Genomic DNA, 22,171 nt, shown 5'->3' with positions numbered 1-22,171 from the left:
ACGTCGAAACTCATTGCTGCGCAGCTACATTCATCGGAAATCGTGCCTCAATGGAGGCGTGTTCAGGGCAGAACGCACTGCTCGCCACGTTCCCGCTGTCCAGGCCACAGGTGATGTCATGACCAGCGACGACCCCGTAGCCGAAAGCGGACGGGCTGCCGGGCAGAGCTTCACGCAGGCCCTGCACAGCGCCCAGATGGTCGCGGGGGCACTGCGATCGTACGGCGCCGACGGCCGATCCCGCGCCGCACACGACCAAGCGACGGCGATCGCCGAAGCCAAGGACCTGCGGTCACAGCTCGAGCACCTCCAGCGGGTCCGCCACGCACAGCAGAAGCGTGACGAGGAGCGGTATCTGAACCAGTTGCGCGGGGTCGAGATTCGTACCCGCACCGAAGCACAAGCGGACACCGAGTCGCTGCGGCAAGCCGAGATCAAACACCGGGGCGCGCGCCAAGACTCCGAATCCCGCAGCAAGGATCGCCGCGACAGCGCCAGCCATCGGCAGCGCCTGAAGCGCGATCGCCAGCGGTTCCGCCAGGACAGGGAGCTGTTCGAACTCGAGCGTGAGATCAAGGAACTGCGTCTAGCGGCGATGAGACGGGCGGCGGGTTTCAGCGCGAAGGCGGGCGAGGATCCGGCGGCCGGAGCGGCCGCGGCGCAGCGGTCCGCGGCGGCGTTCGCCGCGGCCGACGCGAGTGCGGACCTGTCCGAGGAACAGACGCGCGACGCCGAAGCGTTCCGCGCCCGGTTCGCCGAGGACACCGGAAAATCCTACCGCGACACCGGATTCGCCCAGACCAACCCACGGTCGGCAGCCGCGGCGACGCGGGGTGCCGCGGTGGGCGAGTTCGTCGGGGGCCTGGCCGAAGCCCTGACCGTCCTGCGCCATCTGAGCCACTGGGCGTCGTTCATCGGTCAGGCCACTCAGGCGGAGACGGCCACGTCCGCCGCGCACCACGAGCCCGACATCGGGCCGGGCGCGGGAGCTGCGGGATCGATCGTCGACGCCGGACTGACCGCGCTCACTACCCCGGAGCCCGAGCCGACCGAGGCGGTATCGGAGCCGGCCGGGCTGGTGATCGACGTGGAACCCCTTGCCGTGCACGACATTCCCATCGGACCAGAGCTCGAACCATGAGGTGGAGGTGAGCAGCCGTGGTCTACTACCCTTCCGCGCTGCAAAAACAGCTATTGCATGCCATCCATCACGCTGCCCACGCGGCGGCGCAGATGCGCGCGGAGGGAGCGATGGACGCGCGCGCCGACGTACGCCTCGGTTACGTGATCGATCGTCTCTCGGATACCGCGCTGATCGCGGGCGTGCCGGCGGCGGCGGTGCATTTCGAACGCTTGGCGGGCGAACGGGGCCGCGATTGGGGAGACCATCCCGTTTACCACAGCGACGACTACGCCGACCGCGACGCACACCTGCGCCGATTCGGCGCCCGGCTGGGCACCCTGCACGACCTGGTGGTGCTGCACGCCGTGGTCGAGTCGACCGGACTGATGACCGGCGCGGACGGCGCGGCTTTGCGCGGCAACATGGCCACCGGCTTGAGTGTCCGATGGCAGGTACTGGGTGCGGCCGGACACTGCCTGCGCCTGACCGACAAGGAGATCACGCAGATCTGGTCTGGCTCGGACCGGCACATCAGCATGCGCACCAACGAACTGGCCGAACTGCGGGGCAGTCAACTCGGTGCCCGGTACCTTCCCGTGGCCAAGGGCGACCACCAGTACGACGCCCTGGTCCTGCAGGTCATGAGCGAGAGCGGCGTCACCCACTCCGACCTCACCCGCGTGATGCGCCGGACCCCGGATCAGATCATCGCCGCCACTCGCACCCAGCTCGAAACCCTCAGCACGGCAGAGCATCCCGACACCGCCCTTTCGGTCGGCCAAGCCGTGCTGGCCACCCGCACCGGGTTCGCCGATATCCCGGCGGCCGAGAACGGGCCACCGGAGGTCATCGCGCCGCCGGAGGTATCGATGGAGGTGGTCGGTTATGACCCCGCGTGAGGACGCTGGACGGCTCACGCGCTGGCAGGCGCGGCTGCTGGAACAGATCCAGACTCGTGCCGCCGAATTCCGACGGCGGGCCGACCGAGGACCGGGTGAGGTGCCGCTGACCGCGCACACCGACGCCGACATCGCGCTGGTGCGCTGGCATGCCGGGCTCGCCGACCTGCGAGCGGAGCGGCGCGAGCTGGAAGAACACGCCTACGTCGCCGGTGTGCCCCTGCCGCTGATCGACCTGGCGCGCGATCTCGGGCATGCCGGAATCGCCTGGGAAGACGGTCGACTCGCCCGCGCCATGAATCCGTCCAGACTCGCCCCGCTGGCCGAACAACAGCGTGAGGCGATCGCCATACAGGTCTACGGGATGCAGCGCGCGGCGCTGCTGACCCTGATGGTGGACGGGCGTCACGCCGCCGAACCCGATCTGACCAGAGCGGACGAATGGCTGATGGGCGCGGAGGAGCGAATGTGGCGCAACATGCAGGCTCGGTGGCGCCTGGCCGAGGGCATCGGCGCGGTCGCGGAGCTGACCGAGATCGAGCACACCCAGCTGTGGGACGGAAGTGCCGCCCGCTGGGCCCGCCACGTCGAAGCCCTGCGGACCGGGCGGTCGGAGCTGGATCTGGGGATCGAATACACCAGCGCCGCCCGCGCCTCGGTGGAACAGGCGGCCGACCGGGCGTTGGCGCTGTTCGGTCTACGCGCCGAACAAGCGGGACGCGCCGGGAGCTGGGCCGACGCGCCGCGGCTGCTGCTCGCCGACGCGGAGTCCGCCCTGCTCGCCGCGAGCCAGCATCCGAGTGGGGATCCGTGGCGGACCGATCTGGCGCTGCAGGCGTTCGCGGCGCCCGGACCCGATCGACAGTGGCGAGAGTGGCTCACCGGCCCCGACATCGACCCGACCGTGACAACACCTGGCCCCGACACACCGCACGGGGGGCCCGAACTGTGAACCCGAGAGGCGAAATCGTATGCACAGCAACATGAATCACTCGGAACCGACCGTCACAGCGGCGGCGATGAACGCGGGTCATACAGAGTGGCCGGGTTGGAAGGTGCGGTTGCTGCGCACCTACTACGACACCGCACGCCATGTCGGCATCGTGCTGGTCGACCGGTATCCGGAGCCGACCCGCGAGGACGCCACCCGCGGCGCGTTCGGTGACTGGATGGCCGAGCTCAACGTGGCGACGCTGACGCTGGAACGCCTCCGGCGCCACGGATGCGCGGTGGGCATCCCTGCCACCGACCTGAACCGAGCCGAAGACGACGGTCTCAAGCGACGCGTGTGGGAGGCACCGCGAGCGCCGGACTCGCTGCGACGCGCCGCGGTGGTCGACGAGATCGCCCGGGATATCTGGGTCATGACCCAGATGGCCGCCCTGGCCGCCGAGCATCGCGTCGACCCCTTCCCCGCAGGTGGCTCCCGCATCGGCGAAGCGCTGGTCACCAATGCGCGGCGGGTATGGATGTCGGTGTACCGAACGATGGATGAGTGGGGATTGACTGGGGCCGAACGAGATTCGCTGTGGAGTCGTGATGGCACCGGCTGGGCCGCGACGGTGGAGGTGCTGTCGATGTCGGGTCGCGCCGAGCGCCAGGCGGCATGGACCACCTACAGCCATCCGGAACTTCTCGGCCTCGCCGCGCCCCCGGACGAGCTGACCGGGCCGTCCCGCGAATCCGAAGCGGTGTTGGCGATGATCGAGCAAGCGTCCGACGCGTGGCGGCGCGCGGGTGGCGAGCCAGGTCACACCGAAGCTCTGACCTCCCCCCTCACGACGGCGAGTGGCCCGGTGCCGGCGGCCGACCTCGACGCGAGCACTCCGGACCACCACAGCTCGGGGCCCGGGAGGGACACCGCGGAGTTCGAGCGGCCGACGCCGGGGCGGTGGAGTTCCGAACCGTGAACGGCCGAGAAGGAGGCGAGCGCCCACCTACGATCGTCGTCGGCTGGCAGGCCCAGCTACTGCGAACGGTGGAGCACTGGGCGCAGTTGGAGCGGAAGGAAAGAGTACGGGGCGCAGCCAAATACGCCGCGGAAGCAAGCGACGATGTCCCTGCGGAGGAGGTGGCCGCGGCCGCGCTCGACGCGATCCAAACCCAGCGCGAGCTGGCCGAGCAACTGGCCATCGAAGGCGGAGTCGACCCGGCGTGGGTCCGCGACATCGTCCGGACGGTGTTGCTGGCAGGATCGCCACTGCCTGCCCCGGTGCTGGTGCCCGACCGGCTGATACGCGCCACCGAGGGTGAGCAACTGATCGCGGACCTGCTGCAGGTCGAGCTGTACCACCTCGACCGGATGACCGCGATCGCGGCCGCCATCGAGGACCGGCAGGCGACCGGACGCTGGCTACTGAACATCGGGCCCGAGAAGACTCAAACGTTTATCGATCGGCTACAGCTGCGACATCAGCGGGTGTGCGCCCACGCGGCCGCAGTACAGATCACCGGTGACGAGGGACGCCGGCTATGGGGTGACATGGCCGAAGGCGTGCGCCGCCAGCACGCCATCTGGGCGCTGAACGCGACCGAAACCGGCCTGGCCAGTGCGTATGTCAGTTTCACGATGCCCACCGGGGAGCAATCCGTGCCGCCCTACATCGACCCCGGCGATGGTGCCGCGCGCACCACCGATGCGGCGCCGCCGAGTCTGGCGGAGTGGATGCGGGCCGCGCGGATGACCTTCCAAAACGAATTCGTCGCCGCCGCCACCGGACAGACCGCCGACCCCGACTCGCCCGGCACGGATGCCGGGACCGCGATCGCGGCCGCGCTGAGCCCCGATACCGCACTGGCCACTGTGGGCGAAGAACCCACGCCACCACCAGGAGTCGAGCCCCCATCACGTCAGGAGCACGGGATGAGCCCCTGACACGAACCCTCGGCCACACCCGCACGTCATCGTGCGCAGGAAGGCCAGTGGCGCAACAGATTCCCCACGTTCAACTGTACGTATCGCGGTGATCGTCCTCGTCATCGGCTTCGGGTAAGGGGCCGGGCCGACCACCGTTCCGGCATCAGGGACCTCCATCCGCCCCGCATCCACGCGGGCCGGACTTCGTTAGAAACGACGGAGGTCTATCCCGTGAGCACACCATCGGCGTCCACAACGATGCGAGCAGCCTCACGCGACGAGGTCACCGCGGCATTGCGGCAGTACCTCTCCCTGCACGAACTGGCCCGGTACGCCGAAAGCCCGCAACACGCCGACACATTCGCCGCCCAAGCGCGGCAACTGGCGGACACCTACGACCGAAACCCGCAGTGGCGCGAACTGATCGCCGCGCTCAACCTGTGGCGTGGACACGCGCATCTGGCGGAGACGGTCCTCGACGCGCTCAACGGCGACCCTGACGCCGCCGAATCGATCCGGCACAGCCTCCACGTCACCGGCGAACTGACCGGACTGCGGCCCACACCCACCGACGACGCCAGCTTGGACGCAGCCCGCTGGCGCCCGCCACCGACCGTCGCGACCGAAGCCGACAGCGGTCCGGACGTTCGCGGCTCTGTGCTGGACCGGCTGTTCGGGCCCGACCCCGCCGCCCTAGCGCCGCCGGGTCGCATCGACCAGATCGTGGACCGGATCGACGACATCCTCACCACCGAACACCCGGCGGCTGCGTCCGAGCCTGGGGCGATGGCCGACCCCGAGCGCAGTGCGCCGGTCCAGGCCGAACTCGCCAGCGCATCGCAGGCCAGGCGGCTGTCGGCCTTGCGGGAACTGCGCGACCTGGCTGCCGCGCACACACGACAGTCCCGGCAACTCGTCCCCGACCCGCGCCGTCCCGACCACCTGGGTGTGGAGCCCGCCACGGTCCGCGCGCACGTCGAGACGCTCGAGCTGCTGAACACCGACCTGCGTGCGGCAGCTCACCACGCTTACGCAGCCGGGGCCACGCCAGCTGAGGTGGATCTGGCGCGCCGCGCCGGGCTGGCAGAGGTGCCGTGGTCGGCGCTGTCCGAGCAACTCACCCCTACCGCCTCGCCACCACACCCCGGGGCGAGCACGGTCGCGGCGCGCACGGATCCACCACCACCCCCGCCGTCGACGGCCGCCGCGATCGAGGCCGCCCTGCCGGCGAGCACATCCACGCTCGACACCGCTGTCGACCCCGAGCCCCCCGAGGTCGAGATTCCCGGGTCCGGCTTCGGGGCCGAGCTGTAACCACCTGTCCTCACTGCCTTTCGACACAAGAACTGGATGACAGCGATGTTCGGACGCGAAACCCGCCGCCGCGACCGCGGCGGACACACCGAAGAGACAACGGTGCTGCTGCTGACCGGCGCACTGGTGATCGTACTGGCCGTGGGCTGGGTGGCGCTGATTCTCGGCGGCTGGCTGGCCGGACGGCCCACCGTGGCGAGCCCCCTCACCGGACTGGTCGAGGTCGCCGCCGGAGAGCGGGCATGGCCGTGGCAATCCAGCGTTCTCGCGCTGGTGATGAGCATCGGCGCACTCGGAGCCGGGCGACGCTGGTGGCTCTCGGCAGGCCGTCGCAGCGAAATCGACGCTGCCGCACGCACGATGGCGCGCCCGGCCACGATCAGCCTCGCCCGCGAGGCCGACAACCTGGCCGCCGCCGAACGGCTCCTGGCTGCCGCGCCCCCCGACGTGCGCGCGAATCCGGGACCTTACCTGGGGGAAACCGTCTCCGGCGGAGTGGGGCTGTACCTGCCCGCGGAATTGGGCGCCACGATCTGCGCGGGCACCCGAACCGGGAAAACCATGGCGTGGGCGGTGCCGTTCACGCTGGAGGCGTGGGGTGCGTGCTTGGCCACCAGCAACAAACCGGACCTCTACCGCCACACCCTCGGCGAGCGGGAGCGCCGCGGCCGGGTGTGGCTGTGCGATCTGCAAGGTGTCACGGGCACACCGCAAGTGACGTTCTGGGTGAATCTTCTCGGTCAGGTCAAAGATTTGCCCTCCGCACGCAAACTCGCCTCGTTCTTCGTCTCCGCCTCCACAGGGAGCGCCGCAGAGGCCGCGAACGCCCGAGTGGACTCCTATTTCGACGGAGGCGCGCAGGAACTGTTGGCACTATATATGTTGGCGGCCGCGGTGGGGCGGGGAGATCTGCTGCATGTCGCGGAATGGCTTGGGCGAGACCAGGATCAGACACCAGCGCTGATTCTGCGTCATGCCGGGCACGACCGTGCCGGCGAGCGGATCCTGGAATCGCAAGCGCTGTACGCGCGTCAGCGCGATGGCTTGTACGACATGGCACGCCGGTTCCTGAACGCGCTCACCGACTCCGGGTACGCCAGATTGGTCACCCCGCCGCGGCGGCGGCTGCTGCGGGCCCACGAAGCCGAGAACCTCGGCACCGGTCGCGCGGGAATCGTGGTCGACAACGAGTTCGACGACGAGATCGTGCACGATCTCCCGGAGTTCACACCGGCCGATTTCGTGCAGTCTCGCGGTGACACGCTCTACGCGTTGTCGATGAAGGGCGCCGACAGCGCGACACCGCTGACCGCGGCGCTCGTGGGGCAGATCCTCGAGGCCGCGCTGGAGATCGCGCGGGCCCGCCCTGATGGGCGGCTGCGGATTCCGCTCACGGCGGTGCTCGACGAAGCGGCCAATTGCGCGCAGATCGGCGAATTGCCTTCCTACTACACGTATGCGGGTGGTTGCGGGATCGCGATCATCACGATCCTTCAGGTCCTCGAGCAGGGCGAAGACCTGTGGGGCGTCAACGGATTGAGGACCATGCGCGCCCAGTCGGTGGAGATTTACGGCGGCGGTATCGCCGTGCTCGACTACCTGGAGCAGTGGTCGCGGTTCGTCGGCGATCACGACGTGGCAGACCGGTCCCGCAGCCGCGGACCCGGTGGCACGCAGAAGACCCTCACCTGGCGCGCGGAGCCGATCCTGACCGTGTCCGACCTGGCCGCCCTGCCGAAAGACCGTGCGCTGATTCGTCTTCCGGGTCACAAGCCGCTGCTGGTGCGCAAACGATGGTGGACCGAGAGCCCGCACGCCGAGGCCATCGCGGCATCGCTGGCCCGCTTCGGCGGATCCGGCGGCACCGCGGCGACGGTGACGCTGACCAAGCCCACCGACAACGGCGGCGACGGCGACGGCAGAGAGGTCTGGGCATGGTGAGCGCTACGCCCTCTCCGACCGCGCCGCGGTTCCGGGATTTTGTGCAGTTCGCGCAGGAATGGCTGCTGCCGATGATCGGGGTTCGCCTGGCCGAATCGCACCGCGAGCAGACCTACACCTGGTGCACGCAATGGTGGGCGCACCGCCCGGTGGCGGTGCGAATCGCCCACCTGCACCGCGGGTTCGAGGCGACACGCCGCTCCAAGGTCGGATCGGCGATGAACGCCTACCTGGTGGGGCACGTCGATCCGCATTTCCGGGTGATTCTCGATGCCGCGAACGGGCCGTTGCATCGCTGCACGCGGGCCCGGCATCAGCCACTGGCCTCGCTGGCGTTCGAACCGGTGCCCTACAACTTCTTCGGCACCGCGGTCACACCGCCACCACCACCGCCACCTCCAGCGACCGGCGAGGACGGGGCGAGCGAGCAGAAGACGCCACCGCCGCCGCGGTTCACCGACTTCACCGAGTTCACCGAGCGGTGGTTGCTGCCCATCACCGCGGTGCGCCTGACCGGCAGCTCCCGCGAGGGGAATTACACCTGGTGCCGTCGCTGGTGGGAACACCGGGGCGTGGCCATCCGTTTCGCGGCACTGCACCGCGGGTTCGAAGCGGCTCGCATCGCCGAGGACAAGTCCTCGATGTCGACCTACATCCTGCGTCACATCGACCCCGAGATGCGGGTGATCCTCGATGCCGCCGCCGGGCCCCTGCACCGCTGTACACCCGACATGCACGTCCCCGTGCCGGGACTGCCGTTCCAGCCGCCACCCACCGACTGGTTCCACCTCCCCGGCACCCCGACCCCGGTCGAAGACCTCGGCTTCGGCCCCGATTTCCGCCCCGATTTCCGCACCTTCCACACAGACACAGAGGACTCGAGATGAGCGAAACCGACGCACCCTCGCTGCTCGAGGCGGGGTTCCCGGAGAGTGGCGTTCCTGGGCATTGCGTCTCGGCGAGTTGGGACGACGATGGCCTGCCGGGCTGCGGCCCCACCTGCATGCGGCTCCGGTCGATCGGGAGGTGCTGCTGGATGCCCTGCACGGCGACATCGACCGGCTGCGCGAACTGATGAGACTGGAAGCCGTGGTCCCGACCCTGGCGCCGCCCTCGGACGCGAGACTGGACGCGGTCCTGAGCGCCGGTATCGAGGTGGGGATGAACCGTGCCCTGGCGCTGAGCGACCTGCTCGCGCTGACACCTGGTGAAGCGCAGCGGCTCTGGGGCACAGGCGAATCCGACTGGATCGCCCGCACCACCGACTCCGTCCGGGTGCTCGATCGTGGTGCTCTCACCAGACGCCGAATCCATGCGGCGCGCAGCATCGACCCCGATCACGACACGCAATACCGCGCACTGACCAGGGCGGGAATCCGAGCGCAGGACGGGCGGGCGGTCGTGCCGGTGCACGCCGAACCCGGGGCACTGATCGCCGCCGCGCGAACCGAACTCGGCCGCGACAACCCTGCCGGATCGCCAGCCCCGCTCTCGCCCTGGCCGATCCGAGCGGTGCCCGAGCCGGTCGTGACCGACGTCACCGCGCACGACCCCACCCACCGCGAAGGACAGGAAGATTCTCCAGATCCGACCACGACCGACCCCGGAGGTGACCAATGCAATCCGTGGCCCGAAACCGATCTCGATACCGCTCGATCCAACGATCCGGAGCTGTCGTGACCGGCAGTCCACCACGACTGCGCCCCGACCGCGCCGCACCCGGCGCCCGCGACAGCCACCACACCGTGCCGCACATGCCACCGGCCGTCACAGGACCGAAACAACTCGAGGCCGACACGATACGCAGGGGCGACCAGCCGCGTCGACAGTCGATCCCGCTGCTCGCGGTGACCGCATCGGTAAACCGCGTCCCCCGGGCGCTGCGGGGGACTGCCTCAGCGAGGGAGGCGGCGTGATGGCCAAGCCGACCCCGCTGCAAACGAAAGTGCTGCGCACCCTGGGCGAGTGGCACAGCCTGGCGCGTGAACTCGCCGAGCCGGCCTCGCGATCGGGCCGGCGCGGTGGCCGAGACCGGTCCGTGGAGACAACGGAGGACATCGACACCCTCGTCTCGACCCTCGAGGCGCTCGAGCGGCTCGCCAGCGCGGCCGGTGTGCCCGAAGCCTGGGTACGGGAGGTGGCCGACAGCGCACGCGCAGGACTGATCTGGCACCCCGGCGTCGCACTACCCAAACCCGCGGTGCGCGCCGATCGCGCCACCGTGCTGGCCGGGCTACGCGATGACTGGAGCAAGCTGCGCTGGTACACCGGAGTGGACGCGGCCGCCCACCGTCTGGGCCTGCACGCCGAGGACCCTACCACCGCCGAATCGGTCGAGTTCGTCATGGCGGCGATGTGGCGCCGCAGCGTCGCGGCCGCACGGCTGGCCGGTGTCAGCGGAGCTGAGCCGAAGACGCTGTGGGGCGATACCGGCGCCTGGGTCCGCGCGGCCGCCGCCGACAGCGCCCGCCTCGATCCCGCCCGGATCAGCGCGGAATGGCGGTCCGCGGCACGATCCCCGTACGGCTGGGACTACGGCTGGGAGGCGATCGCGGCGGACGAAGCCGGAATCCGGCTCACCAGGACCAGAGCGTTCACACCACCGACGAGACCCCGCGAATTGGTCGCCCTGATCACCACCGAACTGGACACCGCAGAACCGGGAGCCGGCACGGCGATCGACGCGGCCGACCTCGGCGGCGCGGCTCGGGACCTACCCGGCAACGACCCTACCTCGCAGGCGACGTTCAGCCACGCCTCCGCACCGCACGCCCCGATCACCGTCGAAAATCTCGAAAATGACACTGGAACAACGGAATTCATCCAACCCGATGACGGGTACTGGCTGTGACGGACCGCGCCGCCTCCGGGCCTTGCGGCCACGGCACCGAACGAGGGAGTGAACCAACGACCGACACACAAGGCTGAACTGAACTCCGCTCGAACCCCGACAGGCGAGCACCGGCATCGGTCACGGGTAAGGACCGCGATGCTCGCCCCAACAAGGCACAAGGGACCTCCCGCCGAGTCCCAGGGACTCGGACCGAACCCAACACGACGGAGGTCATTCGTGAGCACAGCAGCCCCCGTGCCCGGGACTCCCGGGCACCCTGCCACCACGACACCGAACCCATCGAGCACCCCGAACCCCCGCCGGCCCGCACATGTGGAGGGGCCCGACAACGCTGATACCGCAGCGGCACGCGTATCGAGGCGGTTGCGGTGATGGTCTCGCACCCGGTGTCACCGGACCATCTGAACATCTTGCAGCGCAGCGTGATCCGGCGACTGAACACCGAACAGCAGCGACTGCACCACGCCTTGGCCAGCGCCCGCGACATCGATCGACGCACGCTGGCCAGACTGGAAACCGAGATCGACCGGCAGCACGCGCTGATCCATGTCGCTCTGGCGGGCGGGATCCCGCCGGAATGGATCGCCGCGATCCAGCAAGGAGCGGACCAGGGCGCGCCCGTGCGCGAGTTGTCCGAACTACCGACCGGACACGTCGATCGCGCGGACCTGGTCGCCCGCGTGACCCATGACGTCGCGACGTTGCGCACGATCACCGGGCTGGATGCGCGGTACGGGCCAGCGGGCCTCGCCGAAAACCGTCAGGCGGCACGCCGCCTGCACACGGTCATGCGGGACAGACGCGCCGACGCGCTGATCGTCACCAAACTCCTGGGCCTGGAACCGGAGGAAACACGCGAGATCTGGACCAGCGACCCCGGCGCATGGGAGACCGACGCCGCAGCCCGGGTCGCGGGCTTGGATCCCGCCGTCGTGCGCGCACGATGGTATGACGCCGCCGACACCGACACCAGCGGGTTGCGCCGGCGAACCGCCGCGGCGGCGAGCGCGGGCGTGCATCCCGCCACCGACGTGCCGGTGACCACCCAGCCAACCGATCTGGTGCGCGGCACCCGCACCCGCCTCGACCGGTCCGCGATCATCCACCGCTGGCGAAACCCCACCCCGGACACTGCGAGCACAGCCCTACGCGACGCCGGGCTGACCGGCACCCAAGAACGGGATCTGTTCGCCGACGAAGCGGCCGAGCCCGCGACCGGCGTCGAGCACGCCACGCCGGGGCCCGATCCCGATCCGATCGGCGGGCCACAATGACCCCCGCCCCGCCCCGCCACGAGACAACCCGTGAGCGCAACGCACGCCGGGACCCCGATGGTCGAGTCGCCAGAACCACACTGAAGGCCACCATTCGGGCGGGGTGGTCGTGATGACCCATCAGGTCGAGGTTGTGACGCCGACCGCGATGCAGCGCAGAGTGCTCAACCGACTCCGCGCCGCCCACCACCGGCTGCACGGAATCCTCGTCGCGGCTGAATCGGGCTCCGCGCCGATGAATCAAGCCGAGTATGCGGCACTGGAAGCCGCGATCAGCGCACACAACCACCTCCTGGAGCTCGCGCGCGCTGGGGGCGTGGCACCGGAGTGGATCGCCGCGATGCAGTCCTACGCCGAGCGCGGCGGGCGATGGATGCAGTATCGGGCGGTGCCGGTGGGGCGCGTGTACCGGGACTCACTGCTCACCGCCGTGAGCGCGGACGTGAGCGTGCTACGGGAGATGACCGCGCTCAACGCTCGCCACGGTGTCCTCGGCGCCCGTGAAGATCCCCGGTTGGCACGGCAATTCGACCACGCGATGACCGACATCAGATCCTACGCGTTGGTGATCACGCGACTGCTGCGGCTGGATCGCGACGAGATGCGCCAGGTCTGGACCCGCGGCCCGCGGGAGTGGATCGGCCGGGGCGCGGCCATGGTGCGCGATCTGGACGACGACACCGCGCGCACCGCGTGGATCACCGCCGCGCGACGCGACACCGGCATGTACCGGCGACGGGTCCACGCCGCCGCCAGCGCGGGAGTGCACCCCCTCGACGCCACAACGGTCCGCACCAGCAACGCCGACCTCACCCGAGATATCCGCACGGCACTGGCCCTAGCGGCCGATATCGAATCCGTCACGGGCCCAGCCTCTGCCGCCGATGCGGGGACAGCGATCGCCGCAGCCAACCTCACCGGCACCGCACCCCACACCGGCGCCCGCGCAGACGCCGACACCGCACCGGATCACGACAACCCGTACTGGGTGGTGCCCGACACCGGACTCGGGACCGCGCCACCCGGGCTCGACGCGGCGGAACGGCCGTGACCAGCCGACGCGCCGCACCCCACGCCCCTCCCGGGCCGAAATCGCCCCAGGCGACGACCGCGTGGAACCGGAACCCACAGCGCACTCGCCATCCCAACCCACACGAAAACCCGCTAACCCGCACAATCACGGAGGAACCACTCATGGCTCAGCTATCCCATTCAGCGACGACCCAATTCACCCGACCGGGCGCTCAGCGCTCGATCTTCATCGGCGATCTGCGCGTGACCTACCTGCCCGACGGAGTCGGGCTCCTCAACCCCGGCATGTGGCTGCCCGGTGCGAGTGAGGACCTGTGGATCGACCACGCCCACCTCCTCAACCCCGACGGCTGGCTCACCGCCAGCCTCGGCGCGCTCCTGATCGAACACGGTGACCGGGCCATGCTGATCGACACCGGCTTCGGGCCACTCAGCGTCCCCACCGACGTCGGCACCCTACACGGCGGCGGACTGCTCGACAGCCTCGCCGCAGCCGGGAAGAACCCCGCAGACATCGAGCTGATCGCGGTGACCCACCTGCACCTCGACCACATCGGCTGGCTGTGCCTGACCCCGGAACCCGGGCCCTTCGCCCACACCCGCGTCGTAGTCGGGGAAACCGAATGGGCCAGACCAGATCTCGCGATCGCCGACGGCACCGCGCAAGTCTTCCTGGATCGATTCAGTAGGCAGGTCACGACCATCACCGCCGGAGAGGAGATCTTTCCCGGCGTGCGAGCGATCGCCCTGCCCGGACACAGCCTCGGCCACACCGGTTACCTGGTCACCTCCCGAGGGCAGCGGCTGGCCGCGATCGGTGACGCCCTCACCACGCCGCTACAGGTGACCCACCCCGACCTGACCGCCGCCCCCGACGACGACCCGATCGCCTCCCGCAGAACCGCGGCCCGGCTCATCGACGACCTCGCCGCGCCCGGAACCCTCGGATTCGCCGTGCATTTCGCCGACGCCCAATTCGGTCACATCACCCACCACACCACCGACGGCTACCGCTGGAACCCCCACGCTCCGGGTCTCCGATGACACCAGCGACAGGACCTAAAAAGTGAACTACCACAACCCATTACGCCACAGCACCGAACGAAGGGGGTCGTGCTGATGGCTGAGTTGCGCGACTGGCAAGCGCGCCTGGCCCGCCGAGCGTTCGGCGAGGCGATCCTGTTCTACTACCTGCTCGAGGAGGGGTTCCCTCGGGCTCGGCCCGGCGGGGATCGCGGTGCACTGCACGCCTGGCGAGACGAACTGCATGAACGCGGCGCGGCACGGCTGGCTCTCTACGTCCGCGCCGAAGGACAGGGAATCCCGGTCGAATTGATTCGCACGATCGATCGGGAAGCCTCCCATGGCGCCACGAACGCGGATTGGCTGCCGCCCGGCGATTCTCCGCAGCATCCGGTGGCTCGCTGCGCCGTCGACGGCATCGCAGAACGCATGTGGAGCATTGTCGAGATGTCGACCGCCGCACAGGCCGATCATTCATGGTTCGCCCCAGGGCTGCCCGCCGACGTGCGCCACCAACTCCGCGAGAACGTGACAACGCTGCGCGAAACCATTGTCGCGCTCGCCTATTCGGGGCAACTCGGTGCCGCCGACCTCGCAGAACTCATTCCCGCCACCGAGGACGGCTGGGAACTCGCCGTGAGATCAGCGGTGTACAACTTCAGCCGCACCCGGTTGCGTGAACGATGGCGCACGCTGTCGTGGCTCGACGACGCCGACGAGGCCGCAGTGCGCGCCAGCGCGGGTGTGAGGGCGGAAGATCTGCCTACCGACGTCTTGGTCCCCAGCGTGGAAGAACTGCACCACCTGGTGGGCAGGGCGGTCGCGACACTGGATCTCAAAAGCCTGGCCCGAGGGGCTGTCATCCCGGATCTGACCTTCGACCCGACCGATGCCATCTGGCCGGATGCGGGCTTCGACATGGGCCTCTAGCGCCAGGCGATCGCATGAATCCGGACATCATCCAGCGCCGAACCGCCGGTGCGAGGCCGGCCCGGGACTCGGCCGGCCGGCGTGATCGGCGCGCCGCGCGTACACGACGCCACCCCGACACCGAGCGGGGGCGCTCATGGCGATGAAGGGCGCACCGCAGCCGCCGTGGGTGAAGGCCGCGCACCTGGCATCAGGTCAGGTGCTGGATCTGCGGAGGATCCAGGAATTGGCCGCCGAGGCCGGTCGGCTGCGCAGCGCCCGCGCCGTGCCGGGACACGGTGACCCCACGGCGGAGCGGCCGGCGGACCGGATCGACCTCGCCCGCCGCGATGTCGAGCGCGATGCCGTCGAGCGGGGCGCCCCTCGGGCGTGGGTGGCTCGCGCTCGCGCCGCCGGCCGCGAGGGTCGCCCATGGTCGCCGACGCAGACGTTCCCGACGCCGCTGTGGGTGCCGCAGCGCGGCTCGTGGCCGCGCGTGCGGGCCGACCGGGCAGCAGTGATCGAAATGGTCGCCCTCGCGGTGGTCCGCGAACGGCACCTGGGCATCGACGACATCGCCGGCGACCCCGATTCCGTCGCCTCACGGCAACTACGCCGAAACGCCGTCGCCGCCTACGTACGCGCTCAGGTCACCGCGGCAACGCTGTCGAAACCCCCGACCCGAGACGTCCCGGCGTGGAAGCCCGACACCGGGATGCTGGCAGCGGCGATCGAGAACCATATCGGCGAACCCACAGGCGAGGTCGTGGCGGCATGGCGCGAATACACCACCCCGAGAATCGCCGACACCCTCCGCAGCTCGGTGATCGGACTCCGCCGTCGGCGCGGAGCCCCGACATTGACCGAACCGGACGGCCACACCGCGCCCGTGAACGAACTGTTCGCCACCGCACGCGAACTCACCGCCGACTTACACGACAGCGTGACCCAGCCCGGCGTCGGTGCCGCGCTCGAGGCGGCGCTGCCCCCCGAACTCAGCCACGCATGGGACACCACCCACGACCCAACTCCGGCCCCCGGGATGGATGACCACGGGATGGATCCAGCACAACCACCGGTACCCGGAGCAGAACCGTGACGTCCCGCAATCAGCAGACCACACCACACGCCCACACAAACCGGTCTTCGACCACCGCGCACACCACAGGACGGGCGGGGACAGGAAAGTTCGACCTACACCGCCGCCACGCCCCGCTGGGTGGCTGGATTTCGGGGACCTCGAACGAAAATAGGCCCCGCACAGCGTCGGCCCCACGACAGGTCGCCGCGTGCGCGGAAGATCGGCAAAAGGAAATTTCCATGAATCGACTGCACATGAAAATTCTTGCGGCAATCCATGCGGAAGCCAGTGCGGGGTCGCTGGTGGGCGGCATGGAAATGGCCGCCTTGTCGGGCGGGGTCCCGCAGAATTGGATAGCTCACGCTCGCCTGCTCGGCGAGCAGGGCGACCGCTGGGACCCGGAATCGTTGCCGACCGCCAGCGGTCCCAACAACCGGCAACGTTTGCTGGATGCGTTGCTCGGCGATATCCGCGATCTGCGTCGATACATGGTAACCGAGGCCGCTCACCGGGTCCTGCATCCCCCCGAAGATCTTGCGGCGGCGGCACGAATGGAGCGCGCTGTGACGGTGATGCACGCCCGCGCCGTCGTCATCACCGCACTGCTGCATTCGGATGCCCCTGACGAACAAGCGGTCATGTCGGGGATCTGGGGCCACAGCGCACACCGCTGGGTTACTGTCGGGTTCGCCCGCGCCGTCAAGAAATCCGCTTCTGAGATCCACGATCTGTGGACAAGGCTCGCTGCGCGGGACATCGGCCGCGTGGGCCGTCAACATTTCGGCCTCAACAAGGCAGGGCTGCCTGCCGACTATTTCCTCGAACTCATCCCAATGAAACGATCTCCGCACGACATCATCGAGAGCATCGCGGAACGGTTGGCGCAGACTTCCACGACGGACTACCGAGACGCATGGAAGTTGGCGACAACGCAGACCACCGAGCACTCCGCGTCGATGAATACCGCTGCCGGTGAACCGCCTCCTGCAGATTACGTGCCGTACGCCGGGACCGACGCGAGAGGCACCGACACCGACACCGGCGTCGAATGGTCAGGTCAGGTCATATTCAGCGATCTCGACAGTGGGTATTCACTATGACCGGGCGACTGTCATCGACCGCGACCGGCCGACCGCGGCGATCCCATCGCTACCAGCTCGTGGTCGTCGGCGCGGGTTTCGGCGGGATCGGCATGGCAGCGGCGTTGCGGGCCTCCGAAGTCATCGACGACAACTTTCTACTGGTCGACGCCGGGTCAGACATCGGCGGCGTATGGCGGGACAACACCTATCCCGGATGCTCCTGCGATGTCCCGGCGCACCTGTACTCCTATTCGCACTCGCCCTATCGCGACGCCACCGTGCGCTACCCCGGCCAGGCCGCCACCCTGGACTACCTGCGAGGAGTGGCAGAAGCGAACTCGCTCGCTCCGGTCCTGCGGCTGAACACCGCGATCAGCGCCGCGACCTACCACGAACCCGGGTACTGGGACCTGACCACCGCCAGCGGGGAAGCGATCAGCACGGATATCGTGGTGTTCGCGGTCGGACAGCTGCACCGGCCGAAGCTACCCGACATTCCCGGACGTGAGTCCTTCGCCGGGCCAGCGTTCCACACAGCACGATGGGACCACCGTGTCGATCTCACCGACCGGGACGTGACCGTCATCGGCACCGGATCCAGTGCGGCGCAGATCCTTCCGCACGTCGCCGAACGGGCCGAACGCGTGCGACTGTATCAGCGCAATCCGCATTGGGTTATGCCCAAACCGGGCGACGATTTCGGCCCGATGTCGCAGGCTGCGCTGAGAATCCCTGGGGCGCACGCACTCTACCGCTGTGCGCTCGACCTCGCCGCAGACGTGGTGCTGGCACCGATCATGCGCCGTGGCTGGTCGGCGGTACCCGCCGAGCGCATGGCGCGCCGATATCTGCGTCGAACCATCACAGACCCGCGACTGCGCCAGCAGCTGACGCCCGATTACCCGATCGGCGGCAAGCGCATCATCCTCGACAGCCGGTACTACCCGACCCTCAACCGGGAAAATGTCGAACTCGTCACCGAACCCATCACCGCGATCACACCCACCGGCGTCGCCACCACCGACCGCCACCGCCGCGCCGAGGTCATCATCTACGCCACAGGATTTCACGCGACAGATTTTCTGGCGCCGATCACGGTACATGGCCGAGACGGCCGCGTACTCGCGCACCAATGGCGGAGCGGGCCAACCGCGTTCCTGGGCACGCTCATCGAGGGATACCCCAACCTGTTTCTGCTCGCGGGCCCCAACACGTTCAGCCCCGCGCACAGCAATCCGGCCATGAAAGAACACCAGATCGACTACATCATCCAAGCACTGCGGTGGCGACGCGAAATCGGAGCACAAGCCATCGAGGTCGACGTCGAGGTCGCCGAGGACTACCAGCGTCGCCTCGACCACGCACTGAGCACGACCGTGTGGACCGCCACACCCAGCTGGTTCACACACAGCAGCGGCCGTCTCACCAACCCGTGGCCCAGCAGCCGACGCGCGTTCGCCCACGCCTTGCGCACACCGTGGAGGCACCTGCGACCGATCCCGACCACGGGCTGACCGCACGCCTGCGCCTACGACGTGACCGAGTCGTCCCAGTCCGGGGGCGGGGCAAGTGCGACCATGGAGGCCGCGAGCTCGCCGTGGGCCGGATCATTCGGCGACAGCTCTCGCAACGCGCTGCGGAGCAGTCGCCTCGTGCGCCGCGAGTGGAATCGATCGCCGTGGGGACCGTATCGGAGCCCGGCGCGGAAATCCCGCAATCGCTGCTCGGCGTTTTGTGGAGTCACACGCCATCGCTTCCACCGCGGATTCCGAGCAACACTCCGCCACAAGGATGCGACAGGAAGTTCGGCTCCATCGGGGTCCTCGCGTGTCGCGGCGACAGCCACATTGAGCAACGACTCGTCGTAGCTCTCCAGAAACAGGTCCCGAACCCGGATAGGCAAAGACCAACGGGCAAGGCGCTTGCGGCGAACCGGCGACGCACCAGGTTTCACGAGATTGGTTCCCCCTTGTCGATCGTCACCGTCAGAATTCCTCACCTACGATTGTAGCGGGCGGTTTCGGCGACGGGCCGGCGACGAACGTTCACTCACGAGGAAGGACTGCAAACGCTGCACGCTGCACGAGTCGGTCAAATGGTAGCCCGCCTGCCATGATTCGAAAATGGGCCCGCCCGGATGCGTGCGCTGCTTGCAGGCGAATTCTGTTCCGATTGTCACGCATGCGGGTACGCGCCGGGAATTGCGATCGACGACGATCGCTTCACCGGCGCGGTCCGAAGGCTGTTGTGCCGTTGGTGCAACAACGGGTCGAACTCTGCGGGCGCCCGAGCGGTTGCCGGTGGGGCGACTACTTGGCGCATCCGCCCACCGCGAAATTCGACCTGATCACCCGCGCAGAGGCAAGCCACGGAGACTGCAAGTTACGGCCAACGTGTGGAAGCCCCTTCTCTGTGACCCCTTCGAGTGGGAAACCCTACTGCGGGCATGCGGCCAGCCCGCCACCGTCATGGCGGTATTTCGTACCGGTGCCCTTGACTATGTTGCGCGCTGTGCGTGCCCTGTGGTGTGGGTCGCTGCCAATCGCTGGCGAACTCGGCATCCGGTGGAGCAGTGGCGATGCAGAGATGCGGCCTTGTCGACTTCCGCGGATTCGAGTTCACCGGGATCGTTCGCACAGTCGTAAAGGTTGCGTCGGACGTGTTGCAGTGTTCCGGGGTGCAGGTAGCCCGGCTGGGTTTCGTGGTTCAGCATTGAATCCACTCCTCGGCGACTGGGGACGTGTGTCGTTGTGCTGGGTATTGCGCAGAATTCCGGATCCGGTTAGGGGAACCGGGGCCCGCAATGTGTCAGCTGCGAGGGAACTGGCCGTCTCGGCGTGCGCCCCATTGGGCTCGAAGGTTTCTCAGCTCGAGGTAGGCATTGACGGCGACGAGGACGACCTCGATCACGAGCAGTGCGGTGACGGCACGACGTCGGGCTGGTGGGAGGTGGGACATGAGACTCCTTGGCAGGGTTGCGATGTGGCGTGCGGACGTTCGTTCAGCAGGTGTAGCGGGATGCGTTCGCCGCTCCGGGTGTGGTGGGCGCCGATGTCTCGGGCATGTTGGCGTCGATACGCTCGGCGGGGTCGACGCGGTGCGGCGAGCGGCTACGCCGAGGGTGCGGCGAAGATGGTCAGAGGTAGCGACACCACCGGCAGTTGCACCTGACGCTCGTGGGTCGCGGCGAGCAGGTCGGAGTAGCCGTCACGGGCTTCGGCGAGGTGGAACCACGCCTCGCGCAACTGGGCGTGGTCGGGGGCCGGCCGCATGAGTTCGGTGAATGCCACCGCGAATGAGCCAGCGAGATGGCTGACCTCGTCTCCGAAGGTGCGTGTGTGGCGGCGTGCACCGTGCGGTCGCGGTAACCAGAAGACACTCCAGGAGTTGATCTCGCGGACCACCTGGGCAATCTCGCAGAGGACGGACTCGAGGTCACCAATGTCGTGGCGGGCGCGGGTTGCGGCAACGAGCTGGGCCCACAGGTCGGCAAGATCGCGAGCCCACCGCGCCATCGGCGACTGGTCGTCGAGTTGACCGCGGAAGGCGGCCATCAGATATTCCGGACTCGGCAGCGCGGCGGGCCCGGAGACCGGAGTTTGCTGTTGATCGGCTGGGCAGCGGTCCCGCGTTGCGCTCATAGCGTCGCACTCCCCGTGGTAGCCGGGATCATTTCGCGCGCAAGTGGTTCCGGATATCGGCCGGGCAGTATGCATCGGGTGATGGTGCGGCCAGACCTCGAAACCCGCGTCGTCGCGCGGGTGGTCAAGTCCGGGGTGAGTTCGGTTCGCTGATGGTGGGGTTCGTCGAGTTCGAGGACAAGGCGGCCGTCGTGATCGTACAGGAGCCTGATCACAGCGGACAGGTCGGTGCGCTGGCGGGCGTCGGCGAGGAGTGCGACGCAGGTGGCGTCGACCGGCTGCACGGCGGCGGTCCATCCACGCCGAAGCAGTGCTTCGGCGACATCGTTCGAGGCCCCGCAGGGCTGGGACACACAGCAGGTCCGAGAGCACCTGGAGGTCGCCGATGCCATCACAAGTCGCCTCGACGTCAGCGAATGGGTCATGAACTCGTCACCGCCCATGAGATCACTTGATCTGGGCGAGAGGATGTCTCGATGTGAGAGCTTCGTCCTGGACGGGATCATAGATCCGCTAGCGACGGGTGACATCGTGCTGTCACCAACGCCAGAGAGAACGCCTGAATCACCTAAGTGAAAAATCCGGCTCCAGGGCTTCCTCAAGATCACAAACGGGCAACGGTTCCCGCCTCTTCTGAGACAGTTGCAGCGTGGTTCGCAGGCGGACCGTTCATGCGCTTCCCTCCGGGATCCAGTGAGACAGAAGGCGGAGTGAGACATGCGAATTGTTCCTAAGGGCGGCCATCTAGAGCAGACAGATCAGACGCTGATCCGCGCGGCGGCGCGCGAATTGACCGAAGAGACTGGCGTCGACCTCGCCCGGATCGCCGTGGTGTCGCAGAACCCCGTCTACATCGAGTTCGGCCGCGTCCCCCCGCGCCCTGCGATCGCCGAACCCGAACACTTCCACCTCGACCTCGGCTACTGCTTCACAACGGCACACGCCGATATCGGCAGCATCCAGGAATCACAGGTGACCAGCGCTGCGTGGTACTCACTGTCCATCGCAGAACGCCTGGTCGGGCCGCGCATCGCGCGCTGTCGAGGCGGGAATGACGCGGCGAGCCGCAATGACACCTGATGGCCGAGGGGACGTGACATCCTCCCAGGTCAAAGGAGATTTCAAGTTGCTCGCCTGCCAA

At 68.4% G+C, this 22,171-nt stretch carries 21 protein-coding genes; 19 read left to right on the top strand and 2 right to left on the bottom strand.

All coding sequences use genetic code 11. The features are described from left to right. The first annotated feature begins 13 nt into the window (after positions 1-13). From DFR74_RS29015 to DFR74_RS38110, 18 genes are all read left to right on the top strand, one after another. On the top strand, positions 14-1,141 hold the full coding sequence (locus DFR74_RS29015; protein WP_147265978.1) for a hypothetical protein: 1,128 nt from the start codon (positions 14-16) through the stop codon (positions 1,139-1,141). A gap of 17 nt (positions 1,142-1,158) precedes the next feature. Then, positions 1,159-2,022, top strand: coding sequence for a hypothetical protein (locus DFR74_RS29010; protein WP_067509108.1), 864 nt, complete (start codon positions 1,159-1,161; stop codon positions 2,020-2,022). After that, positions 2,009-2,974 (top strand): hypothetical protein, encoded by a 966-nt coding sequence (locus tag DFR74_RS29005; protein WP_067509110.1) that lies wholly within the window; start codon positions 2,009-2,011, stop codon positions 2,972-2,974. The genes DFR74_RS29010 and DFR74_RS29005 overlap by 14 nt, the downstream gene beginning before the upstream one ends. A gap of 31 nt (positions 2,975-3,005) precedes the next feature. Continuing rightward, on the top strand, positions 3,006-3,932 hold the full coding sequence (locus DFR74_RS29000) for a hypothetical protein (RefSeq protein WP_113975343.1): 927 nt from the start codon (positions 3,006-3,008) through the stop codon (positions 3,930-3,932). Between the two features lie 68 nt (positions 3,933-4,000). After that, positions 4,001-4,897 (top strand): hypothetical protein, encoded by an 897-nt coding sequence (locus tag DFR74_RS28995; RefSeq protein WP_147265977.1) that lies wholly within the window; start codon positions 4,001-4,003, stop codon positions 4,895-4,897. A 213-nt stretch (positions 4,898-5,110) separates the two neighbouring features. Then, positions 5,111-6,193 (top strand): hypothetical protein, encoded by a 1,083-nt coding sequence (locus DFR74_RS28990; RefSeq protein ID WP_147265976.1) that lies wholly within the window; start codon positions 5,111-5,113, stop codon positions 6,191-6,193. A gap of 36 nt (positions 6,194-6,229) precedes the next feature. Next, the gene (locus DFR74_RS28985; RefSeq protein ID WP_084537604.1) at positions 6,230-8,134 is read left to right on the top strand and encodes a type IV secretory system conjugative DNA transfer family protein; all 1,905 of its coding nucleotides are present in this window, start codon (positions 6,230-6,232) and stop codon (positions 8,132-8,134) included. After that, the gene (locus tag DFR74_RS28980) at positions 8,128-9,021 is read left to right on the top strand and encodes a DUF4913 domain-containing protein (protein ID WP_170160814.1); all 894 of its coding nucleotides are present in this window, start codon (positions 8,128-8,130) and stop codon (positions 9,019-9,021) included. The genes DFR74_RS28985 and DFR74_RS28980 overlap by 7 nt, the downstream gene beginning before the upstream one ends. 139 nt (positions 9,022-9,160) lie before the next feature. After that, positions 9,161-9,814 carry a hypothetical protein gene (locus tag DFR74_RS28975; RefSeq protein WP_067509123.1) on the top strand — a complete coding sequence of 218 codons (654 nt, stop codon included), beginning with the start codon at positions 9,161-9,163 and terminating at the stop codon, positions 9,812-9,814. A 235-nt stretch (positions 9,815-10,049) separates the two neighbouring features. Next, on the top strand, positions 10,050-10,985 hold the full coding sequence (locus DFR74_RS28970) for a hypothetical protein (RefSeq protein ID WP_067509125.1): 936 nt from the start codon (positions 10,050-10,052) through the stop codon (positions 10,983-10,985). Positions 10,986-11,356: 371 nt separating this feature from the next. Continuing rightward, positions 11,357-12,262, top strand: coding sequence for a hypothetical protein (locus tag DFR74_RS28965; RefSeq protein ID WP_147265975.1), 906 nt, complete (start codon positions 11,357-11,359; stop codon positions 12,260-12,262). 112 nt (positions 12,263-12,374) lie between these two features. Further along, positions 12,375-13,313, top strand: coding sequence for a hypothetical protein (locus DFR74_RS28960; protein ID WP_147265974.1), 939 nt, complete (start codon positions 12,375-12,377; stop codon positions 13,311-13,313). Between the two features lie 143 nt (positions 13,314-13,456). After that, a complete protein-coding gene (locus DFR74_RS28955) occupies positions 13,457-14,338 on the top strand; it encodes an MBL fold metallo-hydrolase (protein ID WP_198161736.1) in 882 nt (293 codons plus the stop codon). Between the two features lie 75 nt (positions 14,339-14,413). Further along, entirely contained in the window at positions 14,414-15,247 is an 834-nt protein-coding gene (locus DFR74_RS28950) for a hypothetical protein (RefSeq protein ID WP_157115830.1), read from the top strand. Between the two features lie 136 nt (positions 15,248-15,383). Beyond that, entirely contained in the window at positions 15,384-16,325 is a 942-nt protein-coding gene (locus DFR74_RS28945) for a hypothetical protein (protein ID WP_067509133.1), read from the top strand. Between the two features lie 221 nt (positions 16,326-16,546). Then, a complete protein-coding gene (locus tag DFR74_RS28940; protein WP_147265973.1) occupies positions 16,547-17,407 on the top strand; it encodes a hypothetical protein in 861 nt (286 codons plus the stop codon). After that, positions 17,404-18,903 carry a flavin-containing monooxygenase gene (locus tag DFR74_RS28935; RefSeq protein ID WP_067509138.1) on the top strand — a complete coding sequence of 500 codons (1,500 nt, stop codon included), beginning with the start codon at positions 17,404-17,406 and terminating at the stop codon, positions 18,901-18,903. The genes DFR74_RS28940 and DFR74_RS28935 overlap by 4 nt, the downstream gene beginning before the upstream one ends. 623 nt (positions 18,904-19,526) lie before the next feature. Further along, on the top strand, positions 19,527-19,736 hold the full coding sequence (locus DFR74_RS38110; RefSeq protein ID WP_113975341.1) for an endonuclease domain-containing protein: 210 nt from the start codon (positions 19,527-19,529) through the stop codon (positions 19,734-19,736). 763 nt (positions 19,737-20,499) lie between these two features. On the opposite strand, the gene DFR74_RS28925 is transcribed toward DFR74_RS38110, so the two are convergent. Both DFR74_RS28925 and DFR74_RS35645 read right to left on the bottom strand, forming a co-directional pair. Then, positions 20,500-20,943 carry a hypothetical protein gene (locus DFR74_RS28925; protein WP_067509141.1) on the bottom strand — a complete coding sequence of 148 codons (444 nt, stop codon included), beginning with the start codon at positions 20,941-20,943 and terminating at the stop codon, positions 20,500-20,502. Between the two features lie 83 nt (positions 20,944-21,026). Further along, positions 21,027-21,314, bottom strand: coding sequence for a hypothetical protein (locus DFR74_RS35645; RefSeq protein ID WP_147265972.1), 288 nt, complete (start codon positions 21,312-21,314; stop codon positions 21,027-21,029). Between the two features lie 433 nt (positions 21,315-21,747). On the opposite strand from DFR74_RS35645, the gene DFR74_RS28915 reads away from it, so the two are divergent. Next, entirely contained in the window at positions 21,748-22,110 is a 363-nt protein-coding gene (locus tag DFR74_RS28915) for an NUDIX domain-containing protein (RefSeq protein ID WP_084537618.1), read from the top strand. Positions 22,111-22,171 lie beyond the last annotated feature (61 nt).

Source organism: Nocardia puris, from assembly GCF_003315035.1.
Lineage (GTDB): Bacteria > Actinomycetota > Actinomycetes > Mycobacteriales > Mycobacteriaceae > Nocardia > Nocardia puris.
The sequence above is the reverse complement of the archived record's forward strand: the minus strand, read 5'-3'. Positions and strand labels throughout refer to the sequence as shown.

Coding starts and splice junctions, on each gene's coding strand:
- DFR74_RS29005 (WP_067509110.1), top strand. CDS start 2,009: ATGACCCCGCGTGAGGACGCTGGACGGCTCACGCGCTGGCAGGCGCGG.
- DFR74_RS28940 (WP_147265973.1), top strand. CDS start 16,547: ATGAATCGACTGCACATGAAAATTCTTGCGGCAATCCATGCGGAAGCC.
- DFR74_RS28985 (WP_084537604.1), top strand. CDS start 6,230: ATGACAGCGATGTTCGGACGCGAAACCCGCCGCCGCGACCGCGGCGGA.
- DFR74_RS28960 (WP_147265974.1), top strand. CDS start 12,375: ATGACCCATCAGGTCGAGGTTGTGACGCCGACCGCGATGCAGCGCAGA.
- DFR74_RS28915 (WP_084537618.1), top strand. CDS start 21,748: ATGCGAATTGTTCCTAAGGGCGGCCATCTAGAGCAGACAGATCAGACG.
- DFR74_RS28950 (WP_157115830.1), top strand. CDS start 14,414: ATGGCTGAGTTGCGCGACTGGCAAGCGCGCCTGGCCCGCCGAGCGTTC.
- DFR74_RS29000 (WP_113975343.1), top strand. CDS start 3,006: ATGAATCACTCGGAACCGACCGTCACAGCGGCGGCGATGAACGCGGGT.
- DFR74_RS28970 (WP_067509125.1), top strand. CDS start 10,050: ATGGCCAAGCCGACCCCGCTGCAAACGAAAGTGCTGCGCACCCTGGGC.
- DFR74_RS28980 (WP_170160814.1), top strand. CDS start 8,128: ATGGTGAGCGCTACGCCCTCTCCGACCGCGCCGCGGTTCCGGGATTTT.
- DFR74_RS28955 (WP_198161736.1), top strand. CDS start 13,457: ATGGCTCAGCTATCCCATTCAGCGACGACCCAATTCACCCGACCGGGC.
- DFR74_RS38110 (WP_113975341.1), top strand. CDS start 19,527: ATGCGTGCGCTGCTTGCAGGCGAATTCTGTTCCGATTGTCACGCATGC.
- DFR74_RS28945 (WP_067509133.1), top strand. CDS start 15,384: ATGGCGATGAAGGGCGCACCGCAGCCGCCGTGGGTGAAGGCCGCGCAC.
- DFR74_RS28935 (WP_067509138.1), top strand. CDS start 17,404: ATGACCGGGCGACTGTCATCGACCGCGACCGGCCGACCGCGGCGATCC.
- DFR74_RS28925 (WP_067509141.1), bottom strand. CDS start 20,943: ATGGCCGCCTTCCGCGGTCAACTCGACGACCAGTCGCCGATGGCGCGG.